We start from the raw sequence: 19,932 nt of genomic DNA on the forward strand, positions 1-19,932 counted from the left end.
AGGGGCATTAGTTACGGTACAGCACCTTAATGATGTGATAGCCGAACTGGGTGTGCAGCGGGCCAGTCGGCTCCAGCACCGGGCAAGAAAACACCACTTTATCGAACGCCGGAACCATCTGCCCCTGACGGAATTCACCTAAATCACCACCGCGTTTGCCTGATGGACAAATAGAGTGCTTCTTCGCCAGCTTGCCGAAATCGGCGCCGTTTTTAATTTGCTCCAGAAGATCCAGAGCGGTTTTCTCATCTTTAACCAGGATATGCAGTGCTGCTGCTGTTTTTGCCATGATATGCGCCTTCGAAAGGGGTCAATTAGGCTGGCGATTTTAGCATGCGTTATCGGCGATATAACACCTTGATGATGTGATAGCCAAATTTGGTTTTCACCGGCCCGTAAGGTTTCAGCAGTGGGCAACTGAAGACGGCGTCATCGAACGGTTTTACCATCATGCCTTGCTTGAATTCGCCTAAATCGCCGCCGTTGCGCCCGGACGGGCAGCTCGAATAGCGTTTTGCCAGATGGTCAAAGCTGACGCCGCGATCCAGTTTGGCGAGGATCTCAAGGGCGAGTTTTTCGGTTTTGACCAGGATGTGCAGGGCTGCGGCGCTCTTTGCCATGGTGAGGTTCTCATCGTGTTGTACTGTTCAACACTTTACCATTCGGCGGGTAAATCTCAGCGCAACTTTCTGCTACAATCCTCCCCCCGTTCGAAGATTGAGCAATACTCCTATGCGTTTAAACCCCGGCCAACAACACGCTGTCGAATTCGTTACCGGCCCCTGCCTGGTGCTGGCGGGCGCGGGTTCCGGTAAGACTCGCGTGATCACCAATAAAATCGCCCACCTGATCCACCAATGCGGCTATCAGGCGCGACACATTGCTGCGGTCACCTTTACCAATAAGGCGGCGCGCGAGATGAAAGAGCGTGTTGCGCAGACGCTGGGGCGCAAAGAGGCGCGTGGCCTGATGATCTCGACGTTCCATACCCTGGGGCTGGATATCATCAAACGCGAATATGCCGCATTGGGAATGAAATCCAACTTCTCTCTCTTTGACGATACGGATCAGGTCGCCCTGCTGAAGGATCTCACCGAAGGGTTGATTGAAGACGATAAAGTGCAGTTGCAACAGTTGATCTCGACGATCTCCAACTGGAAAAACGATCTGAAATCACCCGCGCAGGCGGCGGCAAGCGCGAAGGGCGAACGGGATCGTATATTCGCCCACTGCTATGGGCTGTACGATGCGCATATGAAAGCGTGCAATGTGCTCGACTTTGATGACCTGATTTTGCTGCCAACGCTGCTGCTGCAACGTAATGAAGAGGTGCGCGAGCGCTGGCAGAATAAAATTCGTTATCTGCTGGTGGATGAATATCAGGATACCAACACCAGCCAATATGAACTGGTGAAGCTGCTGGTGGGGCAACGGGCGCGTTTTACAGTGGTAGGTGACGATGACCAGTCGATTTACTCCTGGCGCGGCGCGCGTCCGCAAAACCTGGTGCTGCTGAGCCAGGATTTCCCGGCGCTACAGGTGATTAAGCTTGAGCAAAACTACCGTTCCTCCGGTCGTATTCTGAAAGCGGCGAATATCCTGATCGCCAATAACCCGCATGTTTTTGAAAAACGTCTCTTCTCTGAGCTGGGTTATGGGAAAGAGCTCAAAGTGCTGAGCGCCAACAATGAAGAGCATGAAGCCGAGCGCGTAACCGGCGAGCTGATCGCTCATCACTTCGTGAACAAAACGCAGTATAAGGATTACGCCATCCTTTATCGCGGCAACCATCAGTCGCGGGTGTTCGAAAAATTCCTGATGCAGAACCGCATCCCGTACAAAATTTCCGGCGGCACGTCGTTTTTCTCGCGTCCGGAAATTAAAGATCTGCTGGCCTATTTACGCGTGCTGACCAACCCGGACGACGACAGCGCGTTCCTGCGTATCGTTAACACGCCAAAGCGTGAAATCGGTGCGGCAACCATGCAAAAGCTGGGTGAGTGGGCGATGACCCGCAACAAAAGTCTGTTTGCCGCCAGCTTTGATATGGGCCTGACGCAGACGCTCACCGGGCGCGGGTACGAATCCTTAACCCGATTCACCCACTGGCTTGGCGAAGTGCAGCGCCTGTCCGAACGTGAACCTATCGCGGCGGTGCGTGACCTTATCCACGGCATTGATTACGAGTCCTGGCTGTTTGAAACCTCCGCCAGCCCAAAAGCCGCCGAAATGCGCATGAAAAACGTCAATACGCTGTTTGGCTGGATGACGGAAATGCTGGAAGGCAGCGAAATCGACGAGCCGATGACCCTGACGCAGGTGGTCACCCGCTTTACGCTGCGCGATATGATGGAGCGCGGGGAAAGCGAGGAAGAGCTGGATCAGGTGCAACTGATGACCCTGCACGCGTCTAAAGGCCTGGAATTCCCGTATGTGTTTCTGGTCGGGATGGAAGAGGGGTTATTGCCGCATCAGAGCAGTATCGATGAAGATAACGTTGATGAAGAGCGCCGCCTGGCCTACGTGGGCATTACCCGCGCGCAGAAGGAGCTGATCTTTACCCTGTGCAAAGAGCGCCGTCAGTACGGCGAACTGGTGCGCCCGGAGCCGAGCCGCTTTTTACTGGAACTTCCGCAGGATGATTTACAGTGGGAGCAGGAACGTAAAGTGGTCAGCGCGGAAGAGCGGATGCAGAAAGGGCAGAGCCATCTGGCGAATCTGAAAGCGATGATGGCGGCAAAACGCGGTCAATAAAACAGTGCCGGGGAGCGACCTCGCCTTACCCGGCCGGATATAGCAAAAATTCTCTGTAGGTCGGATAAGCGAAGTGCCATCCGACATCTGCTTTCTTACTGCACGATCAAAGGCCAGTGCACATAGCTCTGCCACTGACACTCCTGATCGACAATCTCTTTACCCAACGGATGATGTTCCAGCCAGCCCGCAGGTAGTCTCAGCGTTAACGTCTCTTCATTGGCTGTAATCGTGATTTGCGGCAAAAGGTCGTCGCGGCGGCGGTTAGCAAAGATAATCGCCAGGCGCAGCAGACGACACAGATGCTCGGCCACGCGTGGCGGCACGGCATTTTGCTGATGCAGCGATGAGAGATCGATAGCGTTGGTTTGGTTGAGCAGCAGCGTCGCCAGCAGTTTTTTCTGCGCGGGCGTAAAGCCTGGCAAATCAAGATTGCGTACCAGATACGCCGCATGTGCTGGCGCTTGTTTGAAATCGACGCTCAAACCAATTTCATGAAGATGGCATGCACTGAGCAGCAGTTCGCGGCTTAATGGCTCAATATCCCACTGACTTTCTACTTGATCGGCGAAGTGAGATGCCAGTTGCGACACACGCGCCGCCTGTTCGGTATCGACAATAAACCGGCGCTGCACGTTGCGCAGCGTACGGCTGCGGATGTCTTCATCCACCGCCAGATGAAGCATGCCGTAAACCAGGCCTTCACGCAGGGCACCACCGGCCAGCGTCATACACTGGATATTCAGTTCAGTGAAAATGGCGATTAAAATCGCCAGACCGCTCGGGAACACCAACGCGCGTTCCAGCGTAAGGCCTTCAATTTCCAGCTCTTCCAGACGTCCACACTGAATCGCGCGTTGTTTTAACTGCTGAAGTTTGGCAAGCGTGATGCGCTCGTCCATCCCCTGCGCCATCATGATTTCCTGCAACGCCTGTACCGTTCCCGACGCTCCTACGCACACTTTCCAGCCGTGCATGCGTAGCTCATCAGCGACCGGACGGAGCACATCGCGCGCGGCTTTTTCCGCTTCGTCGAAGTTTTCCTGCGCCAGATTACGATCGGTAAAGAAACGCTCAAGCCAGGTGACGCAGCCCATCGACAGGCTGAACAGCGAGGTGGTTTGCGCACCTTTGCCCGTGACCAGCTCGGTACTGGCGCCGCCGATATCGACGACCAGACGACGATCGTCGCCGCCGGTGGTATGCGCCACGCCCTGATAAATCAGGCGCGCTTCTTCTTCACCGCGAATCACCTGCACCGGGCAGCCAAGAATCTCCTGCGCTTTATCGAGGAAGTCTTGTGCATTAACGGCCAGACGAAGCGTCGCGGTTGCGACGACGCGAATTTGCGGTTGGGGAATATCCTGTAAACGTTCGGCAAACAGGCGCAGGCACTGCCACCCGCGCTCCATCGCTTCCGCCGACAGAATATTGTCGCTGCTGAGGCCAGCAGCCAGACGGACTTTGCGCTTGATGCGCGTCAGCGTCTGAATACTTCCAGCCACCTCACGAACAACCAGCATATGGAAACTATTGGAACCAAGGTCTATAGCTGCATACAGCGAGGTGGAGCTGGGCATATTCTTTTAACCTGAACGACGACGATTACGCGGCGCACCGGAACGGCGCGGACCATTGCCCTGACGCACGCGCGTCAGACGTAACGGTTTCGGCAGTTCGGTTAACAGCGCATCAGGATTGTACTTACTGACCGGAATGGAGTGGCCGATATAGGCCTCAATCGCCGGCAGGTTCAGCGCGTACTCTTCACAGGCGAGGCTGATGGAGTGACCGCGCGCGCCCGCGCGACCGGTACGGCCAATGCGGTGAACGTAGTCTTCGCAGTCGTCCGGAAGATCGTAGTTAAAGACGTGCGTAACGGCAGGAATATGCAGGCCGCGCGCAGCAACGTCGGTCGCAACCAGAATATCGAGGTCGCCACGGGTAAATTCTTCGAGAATACGCAGGCGTTTTTTCTGCGCCACATCGCCGGTCAGCAGACCTACGCGATGGCCATCTGCCGCCAGGCTTCCCCAGATATCTTCACAACGGTGCTTGGTGTTGGCGAAGATAATGGTGCGATCTGGCCACTCTTCTTCTAACAGCGTTTGCAGCAAACGCATTTTTTCTTCGTTAGACGGATAGAAAAGCTCTTCTTTAATACGGTGGCCCGTTTTCTGCTCAGGCTCGACTTCAACGTATTCGGCGTTGTTCATCTGTTCGAACGCCAGTTCGCGAACACGGTAAGAAAGGGTGGCAGAGAACAGCATGTTCAGGCGCTGGTTGGCTGGCGGCATACGACGGAACAGCCAGCGGATATCTTTAATGAAGCCCAGATCGTACATGCGATCGGCTTCGTCCAGCACAACAACCTGAATTGCCGCGAGGTTAATATGGTTTTGCTTCGCGTAGTCGATCAGACGGCCAGTGGTGCCGATAAGAATATCGACGCCGCTTTCCAGCACTTTCAGCTGTTTATCGTAGCCGTCGCCACCGTAGGCCAGCCCCAGTTTCAGGCCCGTTGCCTGAGCCAGCGGCTCGGCATCGGCGTGAATCTGCACGGCGAGCTCACGCGTCGGCGCCATGATCAGCGCGCGCGGTTGGTTCACCTGGCGGTCAGCAATTGCCGGGTGAGAAAGAAGATAATGAAACGTCGACGTCAGAAACGCCATCGTTTTCCCGGTACCGGTTTGCGCCTGCCCGGCAACATCACGGCCCGCCAGCGTCAGCGGGAGTGCGAGTGCCTGAATGGGCGTACAATTATGAAACCCTTTAGTTTCAAGGGCTTCAATCACCTTCGGGTGCAGGGCGAAGTCGGAAAACTTCTGTTCTGTTAAATGTGTTTTGCTCATAGTGTGGTAGAATATCAGCTTACTATTGCATTAAGAAAGCGTATCCGGTGAAATAACGTCAACCTTTGTTGGCGAAAGTAGAATCAACACGCCGTTGATTAATGCTACACAACACATCAGGCTTATTCCTGTGGAGTTATATATGAGCGATAAAATTATTCACCTGACTGACGACAGTTTTGACACGGACGTACTCAAAGCTGACGGGCTGACACTCGTCGATTTCTGGGCAGAGTGGTGTGGTCCGTGCAAAATGATCGCCCCGATTCTGGATGAAATCGCTGACGAGTATAAGGGTAAACTGACCGTTGCTAAACTGAACATCGATCAGAACCCGGGCACCGCGCCGAAGTATGGCATTCGTGGTATCCCAACCCTGCTGCTGTTCAAGAACGGCGAAGTGGCTGCAACCAAAGTGGGCGCACTGTCCAAAGGTCAGCTGAAAGAGTTCCTCGACGCTAACCTGGCGTAAGAGATCCTTAAACGGGCGTGCAGTGGTCCTAAAATAGCCAGGACTCTGGACGCCCGGCTTCAGTCGTGCTAAGTTAACTTTGACTTCGTTTTAAACATATCTTTGTTTGAATCTTGTTCGACCCGATACTTCCCGTTGGTACAACGCGTGAAGTTGACAGATTCCTGGCTTGTCACTCTTTCCGTCTTGTCGTTTCAGCTCTGTGTACGCTCTTGTTACCAGACCGCGAACAGACATGAGTTGATGGCCGTAAACAGGCATGGATGACCCTGCCATACCATTCACAACATTAAGTTCGAGTATTACCCCGAGTTTAAGAACCCACACCATTATGAATCTTACCGAATTAAAGAATACGCCGGTTTCTGAGCTGATCACTCTCGGCGAAAATATGGGGCTGGAAAACCAGGCTCGTATGCGCAAGCAGGACATTATTTTTGCCATCCTGAAGCAGCACGCAAAGAGTGGCGAAGATATCTTTGGTGATGGCGTACTGGAGATATTGCAGGATGGATTTGGTTTCCTCCGCTCTGCAGACAGCTCCTACCTCGCCGGTCCTGATGACATCTACGTTTCCCCCAGCCAAATCCGCCGTTTCAACCTCCGCACAGGTGATACCATCTCTGGTAAGATTCGTCCTCCGAAAGAGGGTGAGCGTTACTTTGCGCTGTTGAAAGTTAACGAAGTTAACTACGATAAGCCGGAAAACTCGCGCAACAAGATCCTGTTCGAGAACTTGACCCCGCTGCACGCAAACTCTCGTCTGCGTATGGAACGTGGTAACGGTTCTACCGAAGACTTAACCGCACGTGTGCTGGATTTGGCCTCGCCAATTGGCCGTGGTCAGCGTGGTCTGATTGTCGCACCGCCGAAAGCCGGTAAAACCATGCTGCTGCAGAACATCGCGCAGAGCATCGCTTACAACCATCCAGACTGCGTACTGATGGTACTGCTGATTGACGAACGTCCGGAAGAAGTCACCGAGATGCAGCGTCTGGTAAAAGGTGAAGTTGTCGCTTCTACCTTTGATGAACCGGCATCTCGCCACGTTCAGGTTGCGGAAATGGTTATCGAGAAGGCGAAGCGCCTGGTTGAGCACAAGAAGGACGTTATCATCCTGCTCGACTCCATCACCCGTCTGGCGCGTGCCTACAACACCGTCGTTCCGGCTTCCGGTAAAGTATTGACCGGTGGTGTGGACGCCAACGCCCTGCATCGTCCGAAACGCTTCTTCGGTGCGGCGCGTAACGTGGAAGAGGGCGGCAGCCTGACCATCATCGCAACGGCGCTTATTGATACCGGCTCCAAAATGGACGAAGTTATCTACGAAGAGTTTAAAGGTACAGGCAACATGGAACTGCACCTCTCTCGTAAGATTGCTGAAAAACGCGTCTTCCCGGCTATCGACTACAACCGTTCCGGTACCCGTAAAGAAGAGCTGCTCACCACTCAGGAAGAGCTGCAGAAAATGTGGATCCTGCGCAAAATCATTCACCCGATGGGCGAAATCGATGCCATGGAATTCCTCATCAATAAACTGGCGATGACCAAAACCAACGACGACTTCTTCGACATGATGAAACGTTCGTAAACATCGTTGAGTAGAAAAACGCCACGCTTAGCGTGGCGTTTTTGTTTTTCGCTTCCATACTGTCAATTAATAACAAATTTATCACTGATAGTTATCCTTAACGGCGACAGGATTGCTTTGTTTGTAGAATTGGTTGTAAATCAGTCGATTTTAGGCAAATCTCATCCGACTTCCTCTTCTGATGAAGGCCTATCGTGGGTATACTTTCGCTATTAATATTCTCTGCGAGTATATATTGTGAGTTTGCTGACCGTCGGTGCTGATCTGATCAGTATTTTCTTGTTCACAACCCTGTTCCTCTTTTTTGCACGTAAAGCGGCAAAAAAAGTGGGTTTGGTGGACAAACCTAACTACCGTAAGCGTCACCAGGGATTAATTCCGTTGGTTGGCGGGATTTCTGTGTACGCAGGGATCTGCTTCACCTTCGGTATCGTGGATTACTACATCCCTCACGCTGGACTCTACCTGGCCTGTGCCGGCGTTCTGGTGTTTATCGGCGCGCTGGATGACCGCTTTGACATCAGTGTCAAAATCCGCGCCACGATTCAGGCGCTGATCGGCATTGTGATGATGGTGGTGGGCAAACTCTATCTTAGCAGCCTGGGCTATATCTTTGGTTCCTGGGAACTGGTGTTGGGGCCGTTCGGTTTCTTCCTGACGCTGTTCGCCGTGTGGGCCGCCATCAACGCCTTTAATATGGTGGATGGTATTGATGGCCTGCTGGGCGGGCTTTCCTGCGTCTCCTTTGCGGCGATGGGGCTGATTCTGTGGTTTGACGGACAGACCAGCCTGGCGATGTGGTGCTTTGCGATGATTGCCGCCATCCTGCCGTATATCATGCTCAACCTCGGTATCCTTGGCCGCCGTTATAAAGTCTTTATGGGGGATGCGGGCAGTACGCTTATCGGCTTTACTGTTATCTGGATCCTGCTGGAAACCACGCAGGGGCAGCGTCATCCAATTAGTCCGGTTACGGCCTTGTGGATTATTGCGATTCCGTTGATGGACATGGTTGCCATCATGTATCGTCGTCTGCGCAAAGGGATGAGCCCATTCTCTCCAGACCGTCAGCACATTCATCACCTGATCATGCGAGCCGGTTTTACTTCCCGCCAGGCATTTGTCCTAATTACGCTTGCCGCTGCGCTTCTGGCCTCCATTGGTGTGGCCGCGGAGTATACTCACATCGTGCCGGAATGGGCCATGCTGATATTATTTTTGGCTGCTTTTTTCCTGTATGGTTACTGCATCAAAAGAGCGTGGAAAGTGGCGCGTTTTATCAAACGCGTGAAGCGCAGAATGCGCCGCAACAGTGGCAAAACACAAAACTTAACCAAGTAATACTGGGGATGTAATGACTCAACCATTACCGAAAGCGCCGCTGCAAGGTGCTGAGAATGAACTGGATATTCGCGGTCTGTTTCGCGCGTTGTGGTCGGGAAAACGTTGGATTATTGGCTTTGCGGTTTTGTTTGCCGTCATCGTCCTGATTTATACCTTTTTTGCCCGTCAGGAGTGGAGCGCTACGGCGATCACCGATCGCCCAACAGTGAACATGCTGGGCGGCTACTATTCCCAGCAGCAATTCCTGCGTAATCTTGATGCGAAGGCGAGCCCGGCAGGCACTATCCAGCCTTCGGTAATGGATGAGGCGTATAAAGAGTTCATCATGCAACTCGCCTCATGGGATACGCGTCGCGATTTCTGGTCGCAGACCGATTACTACAAGCAGCGCATGGTGGGGAATTCTCGCGCCGACGCGGCTTTGCTTGATGATCTGATTAACGACATTCAGTTTATGCCGGGCGACGTGCTGAAAAGCGTGAGCGACAGTGTGAAGCTGACGGCGGAAACCGCGCCGGACGCCAACAACCTGTTGCGTCAGTACGTGGCATTCGCCAGCCAGCGCGCGGCGGGTCATCTTAACGATGAGCTTAAAGGCGCCTGGGCGGCACGCACTATCCAGATGAAAGCGCAGGTCAAACGCCAGGAAGAAGTGGCGCAGACCATCTTTAAACGCCGCATCCATAGTGTAGAATCTGCGCTGAAAGTCGCGGAGCAACACAATATTTCACGCAGTGAAACGGACGTTCCCGCCGAGGAACTCCCGGATTCCGAACTGTTCATGCTGGGCCGCCCGATGTTGCAGGCGCGTCTGGAAAACCTTCAGGCCAGCGGGCCGACTTACGATCTGGATTACGATCAGGGTCGCGCCATGCTCAACACGCTCAATGTTGGCCCAACACTCGACCCGCGCTTTCAGACATATCGTTATTTGCGTACGCCAGAAGAACCTGTAAAACGCACCAGTCCACGCCGCGCATTCCTGATGGTGATGTGGGGTATCGTGGGTGCGCTGGTCGGTGCGGGTGTTGCGCTGACGCGTCGTCGCGTCCAGTAACTGCATCGTCATAATGAAGGACGATGGGCCTGTCTCATCCAATCGAAGAGAATCGATGTGAAAGTACTGACTGTATTTGGTACGCGTCCGGAGGCGATCAAGATGGCGCCTCTGGTTCATGCGCTGGCAAGAGATCCTCATTTTGAGGCCAAAGTCTGTGTCACCGCACAGCATCGCGAGATGCTCGATCAGGTGCTAAATCTCTTCTCCATTGTCCCTGATTACGACCTCAACATTATGCGTCCGGGTCAGGGGCTGACAGAAATTACCTGCCGAATCCTGGAAGGATTAAAACCGGTTCTGGAATCATTTAAACCGGACGTCGTGCTGGTGCACGGCGACACCACCACCACCGTGGCTGCGAGTCTGGCCGCTTTCTATCAACGTATTCCGGTCGGTCACGTTGAAGCCGGGCTGCGGACGGGTAATCTCTACTCACCGTGGCCAGAGGAAGCCAACCGTACCCTGACCGGGCATCTGGCCATGTATCACTTCGCGCCAACGGAAACGTCGCGCCAGAATCTGCTGAAAGAGAACATTGCTGACACCCGTATTTTTGTCACCGGCAACACGGTCATTGATGCGCTATTTTGGGTGCGCGATCGCGTGCTGAGCAATGAAACGCTGCGCAATACGTTGTCACAGCGTTATCCTTTCTTAGCCAACGGTAAAAAGATGATTCTGGTTACCGGCCATCGCCGCGAAAGTTTTGGCCGTGGATTTGAACATATCTGCCATGCGCTGGCCGAAATCGCGGCTACCCATCCGGATGTGCAAATTGTTTATCCTGTGCACCTGAATCCGAACGTGAGTGAGCCCGTGAACCGCATTCTGGGCCATGTCGACAACGTCATTCTGATTGAGCCGCAGGATTACCTGCCTTTCGTCTGGTTGATGAATCACGCCTGGCTTATCCTCACGGATTCCGGCGGGATTCAGGAGGAAGCGCCGTCGTTGGGTAAACCGGTGCTGGTGATGCGTGACGCTACCGAGCGCCCGGAAGCCATTGATGCCGGTACGGTGCGTCTGGTGGGCACAGACAGCCGTAAGATTGTCGAAGTAGTGTCACGGCTACTGTGCGATGAAAACGAATATCAGGCGATGAGCCGGGCACATAACCCATATGGTGATGGCCAGGCGTGTGAACGTATCTTATCAGCCCTCAAAAATAATCAGGTAACGCTATGAGTTTCTCTACCATCTCGGTAATTGGTCTTGGCTATATTGGCCTCCCTACTGCTGCGGCCTTTGCATCACGGGAAAAACAGGTCATCGGCGTGGATATCAACCAGCACGCGGTTGATACGATTAACCGTGGCGAAATTCATATTGTTGAGCCCGATCTCGACAACGTTGTTAAGACGGCGGTAAATGAAGGCCACCTGCGCGCGACCACCACGCCTGTTGAAGCCGATGCGTACCTGATTGCTGTGCCGACGCCGTTTAAAGGCGATCATGAGCCGGATATGGTCTTTGTTGAAGCGGCGGCGAAGTCGATTGCGCCGGTGCTGAAAAAAGGCGCACTGGTGATCCTCGAGTCGACCTCCCCGGTGGGCGCGACGGAGCAAATGGCCGCCTGGCTGGCTGATTTGCGCCCGGACCTCACCTTCCCGCAGCAGGCAGGTGAGCAGGCGGATATCAACATCGCCTACTGCCCGGAGCGCGTATTGCCGGGGCAGGTGATGGTCGAGCTCATCAAAAATGACCGCGTGATTGGTGGTATGACGCCGGTGTGCTCCGCGCGCGCCAGCGAGCTGTACAACATTTTCCTCGAAGGTGAATGTGTGGTGACTAACGCCCGCACGGCGGAGATGTGCAAGCTGACGGAAAACAGCTTCCGCGACGTTAACATCGCCTTTGCCAACGAACTGTCGCTGATTTGCGCCGATCAGGGCATCAACGTCTGGGAACTGATTCGCCTGGCGAACCGTCATCCGCGCGTGAACATCCTGCAACCGGGCCCTGGTGTGGGCGGACACTGCATTGCCGTCGACCCGTGGTTTATCGTGGCGCAGAATCCGCAGCAGGCGCGTCTGATTCGCACCGCCCGCGAAGTAAACGATCACAAACCATTCTGGGTGATTGACCAGGTCAAAGCCAACGTGGCGGATTGCCTGGCGGCAACCAACAAACGCGCCAGCGAACTGAAAATTGCCTGCTTCGGCCTGGCATTTAAACCGAACATTGATGACCTGCGTGAAAGCCCGGCCATGGAAATCGCCGAACTGATTGCCCAATGGCATGCCGGTGAAACGCTGGTCGTTGAACCGAATATTCATCAATTGCCGAAAAAACTCGACGGACTGTGTTCGCTGGTTTCCACCGCTGACGCGCTGTCTCAGGCAGACGTGATCGTCATGCTGGTTGATCACAATGAATTTAAAGCCATCGCCGCCGAGAGCGTGACGCAATCCTTTATCGTCGATGCGAAAGGGGTGTGGCGTTGAAACGGATTCTGGTCACCGGCGGGGCCGGTTTTATCGGCTCCGCGGTCGTGCGGCATATTATCGAACAGACGGCGGATGCCGTCGTGGTCGTCGATAAACTCACCTATGCGGGAAATCTGGCGTCGCTGGCTCCTGTTGCCAACAGTGAGCGTTTTGCGTTTGAGCAGGTCGATATCTGTGACAGTGCGGCGCTCACGCGCGTCTTTAGCGAATATCAGCCTGATGCGGTAATGCATCTGGCGGCAGAGAGCCATGTCGATCGTTCGATCGACGGCCCGGCCGCTTTTATCGAAACCAATATCGTCGGCACCTATACACTGCTGGAAGCGGCGAGAAGCTACTGGAATACGCTGGCAGAAGAAAGGAAATCGGCGTTTCGCTTCCATCATATCTCGACCGATGAAGTGTATGGCGACCTGCATTCGGCAGATGATTTCTTTACCGAAACCACACCGTACGCGCCCAGTAGCCCTTATTCCGCGTCGAAGGCAAGCAGCGACCATCTGGTGCGCGCATGGCTGCGTACCTATGGTCTGCCCACGCTCATCACCAACTGTTCCAACAACTATGGCCCGTATCACTTCCCGGAAAAACTGATCCCGTTAATGATCCTCAACGCGCTGGCGGGAAAACCGCTTCCTGTTTACGGCAATGGTCAGCAGATCCGCGACTGGCTGTATGTGGATGACCATGCGCGCGCGCTTTATCGGGTAGCGACGGAGGGTGCCGTAGGCGAAACCTACAATATCGGCGGCCATAACGAGCGTAAAAACCTTGAGGTGGTTGAGACTATTTGTGCCCTGCTTGAAGAGCTGGTGCCACACAAGCCGCAGGGCGTTGCACACTATCGCGATCTCATTACTTATGTTGCCGACCGTCCGGGGCACGACCTGCGTTATGCAATCGACGCGTCGAAAATCGAACGTGAACTGGGCTGGGTGCCTGAAGAGACGTTCGAAAGCGGAATGCGCAAAACCGTGCAATGGTATCTTGCTAACGAAACCTGGTGGAAACAGGTGCAGGACGGCAGTTATCAGGGCGAACGTTTGGGTCTGAAGGGTTAACCCGGAGGAGAAAACGGATGAAAGGTATTATTCTGGCTGGCGGGTCTGGTACTCGCCTGCATCCTATTACGCGCGGCGTATCGAAACAGCTACTGCCTGTCTATGATAAGCCGATGATTTACTATCCGCTGTCTGTGCTGATGCTGGCAGGGATCCGCGAAATCCTGATTATTACCACGCCTGAAGATAAAGGCTATTTCCAGCGCCTGCTGGGCGACGGCAGCGAATTCGGTATTCATCTCGAATATGCTGAACAGCCGAGCCCGGATGGGCTGGCGCAGGCGTTTATCATTGGCGAAACGTTCCTCAATGGTGAACCTTCTTGCCTGGTGCTGGGCGATAACATCTTCTTCGGCCAGGGCTTTAGCCCGAAACTACGCAGCGTCGCTACGCGAAGCGAAGGCGCAACGGTCTTTGGCTATCAGGTGATGGACCCGGAACGTTTCGGTGTGGTGGAATTTGACGACAACTTCCGCGCGATTTCGCTGGAAGAAAAACCGAAGCAGCCAAAATCCAACTGGGCAGTAACCGGCCTCTATTTCTACGACAGTAATGTGGTGGAGTATGCGAAACGGGTAAAACCTTCCGAGCGCGGTGAGCTGGAGATTACCTCTATCAACCAGATGTACCTGGATGAAGGGAAACTCACGGTCGAGTTGCTGGGGCGCGGCTTTGCCTGGCTCGATACCGGCACGCATGACAGCCTGATTGAAGCGAGCATGTTCGTACAGACGGTTGAAAAACGACAGGGGTTCAAAATCGCCTGTCTGGAAGAGATCGCCTGGCGCAACGGCTGGCTGGACGACGAAGGCGTTAAACGCGCCGCTGCTCAGCTTGCCAAAACGGGCTACGGCCAATATCTGCTGGAGCTGCTCCGTGCTCGTCCGCGCCAGTATTGAACCGCTGAGCTGGGAGAACCAGTTCTTCGGCATTAACAGCGCGAAGGTTCTTTTTGACGAACAGGCCGCGCCGTTGACGCCTGAAGCGCTGAACGGCTGGTCACGCGTACAGGCGAAAATTGCCGCCCATCGGACGGACCAACTGGATGCGTTACAACAGCTGGGTTTTCAACTGGTGGAGGGCGAGGTGGATTTGGCACTGACGGTAACCACCGTTACCCGTTCATCTGCCGGGGTGGCGACGGTTGACGATATTCCACAACTCCGCCAGCTCGCCGCGCAGGCATTCGCCCAAAGTCGTTTTCGCGCGCCGTGGTATGCCATCGACGCCAGCGGGCGGTTTTACGCGCAGTGGATCGAAAACGCGGTAAAAGGCACTTTCGACGATCAATGTCTGGTTTTTCGTCGTGATGACGGCACGATCCGCGCATTTGTTTCCCTGCGTGAAGTGAACGCCAGTGAGGCGCGTATTGGCCTTTTGGCCGGGCGCGGCGCGGGAGCAGAATTAATGCAGGCGGCACTGTGCTGGGCACAAACGCGCGGCCTGTCGACGTTGCGGGTGGCGACGCAAATCGGCAACACCGCCGCACTGAAACGCTACATTCAAAGCGGGGCGAACATTGTCAGCACCGCATACTGGTTATACAGGTGACACCATGATTCCATTTAACGCCCCGCCGGTGGTGGGAACCGAACTCGACTATATGCAATCCGCGATGGCTAGCGGCAAACTGTGCGGCGATGGCGGTTTTACCCGTCGTTGCCAGCAGTGGATGGAGCAGCATTTTGGTAGTGCGAAAGTGCTGCTGACGCCGTCCTGCACCGCATCGCTGGAGATGGCGGCGCTGCTGCTGGATATCCAGCCGGGCGATGAAGTGATCATGCCCAGCTACACCTTCGTTTCCACCGCCAACGCGTTTGTGCTGCGTGGGGCGAAAATCGTCTTTGTCGATGTGCGCAAAGACACCATGAATATCGACGAAACCCTGATTGAAGCGGCGATCACCGATAAAACCCGCGCGATTGCGCCGGTGCATTACGCAGGTGTGGCCTGTGAGATGGACACCATTATGGCCATCGCGAAGAAGCATAATCTGTTTGTCGTTGAAGACGCCGCGCAGGGGGTGATGTCGACCTACAAAGGCCGCGCGCTGGGATCTATCGGTCATATTGGCTGCTTTAGCTTCCATGAAACGAAAAACTACACCGCGGGCGGGGAAGGTGGTGCGACGTTAATCAACGATAAAGCGCTGGTAGAACGCGCGGAGATCATCCGCGAGAAAGGCACCAACCGCAGCCAGTTTTTCCGTGGCCTGGTGGATAAATACACCTGGCGCGATATTGGCTCCAGCTACCTGATGTCTGATTTGCAGGCGGCCTATTTATGGGCGCAACTGGAAGCCGCTGAGCGCATCAACCAGCAGCGTCTGGCGCTGTGGCAAACTTACTATGATGCGCTGCAACCACTGGCGAAAGCCGGGCGAATTGAGCTGCCCTCGGTGCCGGAAAACTGCGGCCACAATGCGCACATGTTCTATATCAAGCTGCGCGATAACGACGATCGCAGCAAGCTTATCGCCTTCCTGAAAGAAGCAGAGATTCTGGCGGTATTCCATTACATTCCGCTGCACACTTGCCCGGCGGGTGAGAAGTTTGGTGAATTCCATGGAGAAGATCGTTTCACTACTCAGGAAAGCGAGCGCTTGCTCCGTCTGCCGTTGTTCTACAATCTGGCGGCGGTCAATCAGCGAACGGTGATCAACACGCTGCTGAATTACTTCGCCTGATATGTCGCTGGCTAAAGCTTCTATGTGGACCGCCGCGTCCACGCTGGTAAAAATTGGTGTTGGCCTGCTGGTGGTTAAACTGCTGGCGGTGTCATTCGGGCCGTCAGGCGTTGGGCAGGCGGGTAACTTCCGTCAAATGGTCACGGTGCTTGGCGTGCTGGCGGGTGCAGGGATTTTTAACGGCGTAACGAAATTTGTTGCCCAGCATCATGATGACCCGGCGCAGCTACGTAAAGTGGTCGGCACGTCGTCAGCGATGGTGCTGGGGTTTTCCACGCTGCTCGCCATTGTTTTCCTGTTGGCCGCCGCACCTATCAGCCAGGGGCTGTTTGGTCACACGGAGTATCAGGGACTGGTGCGTCTGGTTGCGCTGGTGCAGATGGGCATCGCGTGGGCGAACCTGCTGCTGGCATTGATGAAAGGCTTTCGCGATGCGGCGGGCAATGCGCTTTCGCTGATTGCCGGGAGCGTTATCGGCGTCGTGGCCTATTACGCGTGCTATCGCTTTGGTGGCTATCAGGGCGCGCTGCTCGGTCTGGCGCTGGTGCCGGCGCTGATTGTTATTCCGGCGGCGGTGATGTTGACGCGCCGTGGTACCCTTCCGTGGGGATATCTGAAGCCGCAATGGGACAAGTGGCTTGCCGGGCAATTAGGTAAATTCACCCTGATGGCGCTCATCACCTCGGTCACGCTGCCCGTGGCATATGTGATGATGCGAAACCTGATGGCGGCGCATTACAGCTGGGATGAAGTGGGGATCTGGCAGGGGGTGAGCAGTATCTCTGACGCCTATCTGCAATTTATTACCGCGTCTTTTAGCGTCTATCTGCTGCCAACGTTATCGCGCTTAACGGGAAAATCGGAGATCACCCGCGAAATTCTTCGCTCGTTGAAGTTTGTCTTACCCGCTGTCGCGGCGGCGAGCTTTACCGTTTGGGTGTTGCGCGATTTTGCCATCTGGCTGCTCTTCTCCGCGAAGTTTGCCGCCATGCGCGATCTGTTTGCGTGGCAGTTGGTGGGTGATGTGCTGAAGGTTGGGGCTTACGTATTCGGTTATCTGGTGATTGCCAAAGCGTCTCTGCGCCTGTATATCCTTGCGGAAATCAGCCAGTTCACGCTCTTAACGGCGTTTTCACACTGGCTGATCCCGGCGCATGGCGCACTGGGCGCGGCACAAGCCTATATGGCAACCTACATTGTTTATTTCGCCCTTTGTTGCGGCGCGTTTTTAATCTGGCGTAAACGGCTATGACAGCACTGATACATGTACTGGGATCGGATATCCCTCACCACAACCAGACCGTACTGCGTTTCTTTGCCGAGGAACTGGCGAGCGTAAGTGAGCATGCGCGTCGGTTTATGGTGGTGAGTCGCGACGAAAGCCTTGCGGCGGCATTTCCTGCCCTGGCCATCGAGTGTTACCCCGATAAAGCAACGCTGGCGAAAGCAGTCGTCGCGCGGGCAAAGGCGTCACGCGCGCAGCATTTCTTTTTCCACGGTCAGTTCAATACTGGCTTGTGGCTGGCGTTGCTGAGCGGCGGTATTAAACCTGCGCAGGTTAGCTGGCATATCTGGGGAGCGGATCTCTACGAGGTTTCTCAGGGGCTGAAGTTCCGTCTGTTCTATCCATTGCGCCGCATGGCGCAGGGGCGAGTGGGACGAGTGTTCGCCACGCGCGGCGATCTCAGTTATTTTTCCCGTTTGCACCCGCGCGTGCCCGGCGAGCTGCTCTACTTCCCGACTCGTATGGACCCGGCCTTAAATACGCTGGCGCCGGATGCGCCGCGTAGCGGAAAACTTACCATTCTGGTGGGGAATTCCGGCGATCGCAGCAATGAACATATCGCCGCGCTGAAGGCGGTACATCAGCAGTTTGGCGACACGGTCACGGTGATTGTGCCGATGGGCTATCCGGCCAATAACGATGCGTATATTAGCGAGGTCCGTGCCGCGGGTCTGGCGCTGTTCAGCGAAGAAAATCTGCAAATCCTCAGCGAAAAGCTGGAGTTCGATGACTATCTGACATTATTACGCCGCTGCGATTTGGGCTACTTTATTTTTGCCCGCCAGCAGGGCATTGGCACGCTGTGTCTGTTGATCCAGGCGGGCGTACCCTGCGTGCTCAACCGGCAGAATCCCTTCTGGCAGGATATGACCGAGCAGCACATCCCGGTACTGTTTACCGAAGACGCGCTGGATGAAGCGGTCGTGCGTGAGGCCCAGCGTCAGTTGGCGCTGGTTGATAAAAGTGCGATCGCTTTCTTCCGCCCGAACTATCTTGCGCCCTGGCATTGTGCCTTGCGTTTAGCCGCCGGAGAGCCGACATGACGGAAATGCAATTCACCGGCCTGTTGGTCGTTTGGCTGCTGTCATCGCTGTTTATCGGCACGCTCACGTGGTTTGAATTCCGCCGGGTGCGTTTTAACTTCAACGTTTTCTTCTCGTTGCTGTTTTTACTGACGTTCTTCTTCGGCTTCCCGCTCACCTGTACGCTGGTGTTCCGCTTCGATGTCGGTGTTGCGCCGCCTGATGTCCTGCTGCAAACGCTGCTGGCGTCAGTCTGCTTCTACGCCGTGTACTATGTCAGCTATAAAACGCGCCTGCGTCCGGCCTCGTCCACGTCGCCGCGCAGGCCGCTGTTTACCATGAACCGGGTGGAAACGAACCTGACGTGGATCCTGCTGATGGGGCTGGCGCTGCTGACCGTTGGCATCTTCTTTATGCATAACGGCTTCCTGCTGTTTAAGCTGCGCTCGTACAGCCAGATTTTCTCCAGTGAAGTTTCCGGCGTAGCGCTGAAGCGTTTCTTTTACTTCTTTATTCCGGCGATGCTGGTGGTGTACTTCCTGCGTCCTGGCTGGAAAGCGTGGATTTTCTTCCTGCTCAGCACCGTCGCATTTGGTTTGCTGACCTACGCCATCGTTGGCGGCACGCGCGCGAACATTATTATCGCCTTCGCCATCTTCCTGTTTATCGGCATTATTCGCGGCTGGATCTCCCTGTGGATGCTGGTGGCAGCGGGCGTGATGGGCATTGTCGGCATGTTCTGGCTGGCGCTGAAGCGCTATGGCATGAATGTAAGCGGCGACGAAGCGTTTTACACTTTCCTCTATCTGACGCGCGACACCTTCTCGCCGTGGGAAAACCTGGCGCTGTTGTTGCAGAACTACGACAAAATCGAGTTCCAGGGGCTGGCGCCGATTGCCCGCGACTTCTATGTTTTCATCCCGACCTGGCTGTGGCCGGACCGTCCAGGCATTGTGCTCAATACCGCTAACTACTTCACCTGGGAAGTCCTGAATAACCACTCCGGGCTGGCGATTTCACCCACGCTGATTGGGTCGCTGGTGGTGATGGGCGGCGTGTGGTTTATTCCACCAGGCGCGGTAGTGGTGGGGCTTATCATTAAATGGTTCGACTGGCTCTACATGCTTGGCAATGAAGAGACTAACCGCTATAAAGCGGCCATTCTGCACAGTTTCTGTTTTGGCGCTATCTTCAATATGATTGTGCTGGCAAGGGAAGGGCTGGATTCATTCGTTTCGCGCGTGGTCTTTTTCCTGATTGTTTTCGGCCTCTGTTTACTGGTGGCAAAAATGTTGTACTGGCTGTTTGAAAGCGCGGGGCTGGTTCACCAGCGATTTAAACAGTTTAAGCATGTTTGA

18 protein-coding genes are annotated in these 19,932 nt (G+C 54.7%); 14 read left to right on the top strand and 4 right to left on the bottom strand.

Translation table 11 applies throughout. From position 1 onward, the window contains the following. Positions 1 to 7: 7 nt before the first annotated feature. Together ppiC (F0Q32_RS23030) and ppiC (F0Q32_RS23035) are read right to left on the bottom strand one after the other, a co-directional pair. Entirely contained in the window at positions 8 to 289 is a 282-nt protein-coding gene (gene ppiC / locus F0Q32_RS23030) for a peptidylprolyl isomerase PpiC (protein WP_108476931.1), read from the bottom strand. A 49-nt stretch (positions 290 to 338) separates the two neighbouring features. Next, positions 339 to 620, bottom strand: coding sequence for a peptidylprolyl isomerase PpiC (gene ppiC, locus F0Q32_RS23035; protein ID WP_015966459.1), 282 nt, complete (start codon positions 618 to 620; stop codon positions 339 to 341). 112 nt (positions 621 to 732) lie between these two features. On the opposite strand from ppiC (F0Q32_RS23035), the gene rep reads away from it, so the two are divergent. Continuing rightward, a complete protein-coding gene (gene rep, locus F0Q32_RS23040; RefSeq protein ID WP_149464858.1) occupies positions 733 to 2,754 on the top strand; it encodes a DNA helicase Rep in 2,022 nt (673 codons plus the stop codon). A gap of 95 nt (positions 2,755 to 2,849) precedes the next feature. Here rep and gppA read toward each other — a convergent pair whose 3' ends face one another. Both gppA and rhlB read right to left on the bottom strand, forming a co-directional pair. Next, positions 2,850 to 4,334, bottom strand: a complete 1,485-nt coding sequence (gene gppA / locus F0Q32_RS23045) for a guanosine-5'-triphosphate,3'-diphosphate diphosphatase (protein ID WP_149464859.1) — start codon at positions 4,332 to 4,334, stop codon at positions 2,850 to 2,852. A 6-nt stretch (positions 4,335 to 4,340) separates the two neighbouring features. Next, on the bottom strand, positions 4,341 to 5,606 hold the full coding sequence (gene rhlB / locus F0Q32_RS23050) for an ATP-dependent RNA helicase RhlB (RefSeq protein ID WP_149464860.1): 1,266 nt from the start codon (positions 5,604 to 5,606) through the stop codon (positions 4,341 to 4,343). Between the two features lie 142 nt (positions 5,607 to 5,748). Between rhlB and trxA the strand changes: the two genes are divergently transcribed. The 13 genes from trxA to wzyE all read left to right on the top strand — a co-directional run bounded on the left by trxA (position 5,749) and on the right by wzyE (position 19,932). Beyond that, entirely contained in the window at positions 5,749 to 6,078 is a 330-nt protein-coding gene (gene trxA / locus F0Q32_RS23055) for a thioredoxin TrxA (protein ID WP_149464861.1), read from the top strand. Between the two features lie 331 nt (positions 6,079 to 6,409). Continuing rightward, on the top strand, positions 6,410 to 7,669 hold the full coding sequence (rho, locus tag F0Q32_RS23065) for a transcription termination factor Rho (protein WP_001054528.1): 1,260 nt from the start codon (positions 6,410 to 6,412) through the stop codon (positions 7,667 to 7,669). 237 nt (positions 7,670 to 7,906) lie between these two features. Continuing rightward, positions 7,907 to 9,010, top strand: coding sequence for a UDP-N-acetylglucosamine--undecaprenyl-phosphate N-acetylglucosaminephosphotransferase (gene wecA, locus F0Q32_RS23070; protein ID WP_149464862.1), 1,104 nt, complete (start codon positions 7,907 to 7,909; stop codon positions 9,008 to 9,010). A gap of 13 nt (positions 9,011 to 9,023) precedes the next feature. Beyond that, the gene (gene wzzE, locus F0Q32_RS23075) at positions 9,024 to 10,070 is read left to right on the top strand and encodes an ECA polysaccharide chain length modulation protein (RefSeq protein WP_149464863.1); all 1,047 of its coding nucleotides are present in this window, start codon (positions 9,024 to 9,026) and stop codon (positions 10,068 to 10,070) included. A gap of 57 nt (positions 10,071 to 10,127) precedes the next feature. Then, positions 10,128 to 11,258, top strand: coding sequence for a non-hydrolyzing UDP-N-acetylglucosamine 2-epimerase (gene wecB / locus F0Q32_RS23080; RefSeq protein WP_149464864.1), 1,131 nt, complete (start codon positions 10,128 to 10,130; stop codon positions 11,256 to 11,258). After that, positions 11,255 to 12,517, top strand: a complete 1,263-nt coding sequence (gene wecC / locus F0Q32_RS23085) for a UDP-N-acetyl-D-mannosamine dehydrogenase (RefSeq protein WP_149464865.1) — start codon at positions 11,255 to 11,257, stop codon at positions 12,515 to 12,517. The genes wecB and wecC overlap by 4 nt, the downstream gene beginning before the upstream one ends. Next, positions 12,514 to 13,581: a dTDP-glucose 4,6-dehydratase gene (rffG, locus tag F0Q32_RS23090; RefSeq protein WP_149464866.1), complete on the top strand. Its 1,068-nt coding sequence runs from the start codon at positions 12,514 to 12,516 to the stop codon at positions 13,579 to 13,581. Before wecC ends, rffG begins: the two co-directional genes overlap by 4 nt. Positions 13,582 to 13,598: 17 nt before the next feature. Then, complete coding sequence (gene rfbA / locus F0Q32_RS23095) at positions 13,599 to 14,480, top strand: glucose-1-phosphate thymidylyltransferase RfbA (RefSeq protein ID WP_149464867.1); 882 nt, start codon at positions 13,599 to 13,601, stop codon at positions 14,478 to 14,480. Then, positions 14,458 to 15,132: a dTDP-4-amino-4,6-dideoxy-D-galactose acyltransferase gene (rffC, locus tag F0Q32_RS23100; protein WP_149464868.1), complete on the top strand. Its 675-nt coding sequence runs from the start codon at positions 14,458 to 14,460 to the stop codon at positions 15,130 to 15,132. The genes rfbA and rffC overlap by 23 nt, the downstream gene beginning before the upstream one ends. A gap of 4 nt (positions 15,133 to 15,136) precedes the next feature. Continuing rightward, complete coding sequence (rffA, locus tag F0Q32_RS23105) at positions 15,137 to 16,267, top strand: dTDP-4-amino-4,6-dideoxygalactose transaminase (protein ID WP_149464869.1); 1,131 nt, start codon at positions 15,137 to 15,139, stop codon at positions 16,265 to 16,267. Position 16,268: 1 nt separating this feature from the next. Next, positions 16,269 to 17,519 (top strand): lipid III flippase WzxE, encoded by a 1,251-nt coding sequence (gene wzxE / locus F0Q32_RS23110; protein ID WP_149464870.1) that lies wholly within the window; start codon positions 16,269 to 16,271, stop codon positions 17,517 to 17,519. Beyond that, complete coding sequence (locus F0Q32_RS23115) at positions 17,516 to 18,595, top strand: TDP-N-acetylfucosamine:lipid II N-acetylfucosaminyltransferase (RefSeq protein ID WP_149464871.1); 1,080 nt, start codon at positions 17,516 to 17,518, stop codon at positions 18,593 to 18,595. Before wzxE ends, F0Q32_RS23115 begins: the two co-directional genes overlap by 4 nt. Beyond that, positions 18,592 to 19,932, top strand: coding sequence for an ECA oligosaccharide polymerase (gene wzyE / locus F0Q32_RS23120; protein ID WP_149464872.1), 1,341 nt, complete (start codon positions 18,592 to 18,594; stop codon positions 19,930 to 19,932). Before F0Q32_RS23115 ends, wzyE begins: the two co-directional genes overlap by 4 nt.

Origin of the sequence: Pseudocitrobacter sp. 73 (genome assembly GCF_008369545.1) — a bacterium.
In the GTDB taxonomy this organism is placed as follows: Bacteria; Pseudomonadota; Gammaproteobacteria; order Enterobacterales; family Enterobacteriaceae; genus Pseudocitrobacter; species Pseudocitrobacter vendiensis.

Bases quoted from the DNA above. Each gene is read 5' to 3' on its own strand.
- wecC (WP_149464865.1), top strand. From the start codon at position 11,255: ATGAGTTTCTCTACCATCTCGGTAATTGGTCTTGGCTATATTGGCCTC.
- rho (WP_001054528.1), top strand. From the start codon at position 6,410: ATGAATCTTACCGAATTAAAGAATACGCCGGTTTCTGAGCTGATCACT.
- wzxE (WP_149464870.1), top strand. From the start codon at position 16,269: ATGTCGCTGGCTAAAGCTTCTATGTGGACCGCCGCGTCCACGCTGGTA.
- F0Q32_RS23115 (WP_149464871.1), top strand. From the start codon at position 17,516: ATGACAGCACTGATACATGTACTGGGATCGGATATCCCTCACCACAAC.
- rhlB (WP_149464860.1), bottom strand. From the start codon at position 5,606: ATGAGCAAAACACATTTAACAGAACAGAAGTTTTCCGACTTCGCCCTG.
- rfbA (WP_149464867.1), top strand. From the start codon at position 13,599: ATGAAAGGTATTATTCTGGCTGGCGGGTCTGGTACTCGCCTGCATCCT.
- trxA (WP_149464861.1), top strand. From the start codon at position 5,749: ATGAGCGATAAAATTATTCACCTGACTGACGACAGTTTTGACACGGAC.
- ppiC (WP_108476931.1), bottom strand. From the start codon at position 289: ATGGCAAAAACAGCAGCAGCACTGCATATCCTGGTTAAAGATGAGAAA.
- gppA (WP_149464859.1), bottom strand. From the start codon at position 4,334: ATGCCCAGCTCCACCTCGCTGTATGCAGCTATAGACCTTGGTTCCAAT.
- rep (WP_149464858.1), top strand. From the start codon at position 733: ATGCGTTTAAACCCCGGCCAACAACACGCTGTCGAATTCGTTACCGGC.
- ppiC (WP_015966459.1), bottom strand. From the start codon at position 620: ATGGCAAAGAGCGCCGCAGCCCTGCACATCCTGGTCAAAACCGAAAAA.
- rffA (WP_149464869.1), top strand. From the start codon at position 15,137: ATGATTCCATTTAACGCCCCGCCGGTGGTGGGAACCGAACTCGACTAT.
- wzyE (WP_149464872.1), top strand. From the start codon at position 18,592: ATGACGGAAATGCAATTCACCGGCCTGTTGGTCGTTTGGCTGCTGTCA.
- wzzE (WP_149464863.1), top strand. From the start codon at position 9,024: ATGACTCAACCATTACCGAAAGCGCCGCTGCAAGGTGCTGAGAATGAA.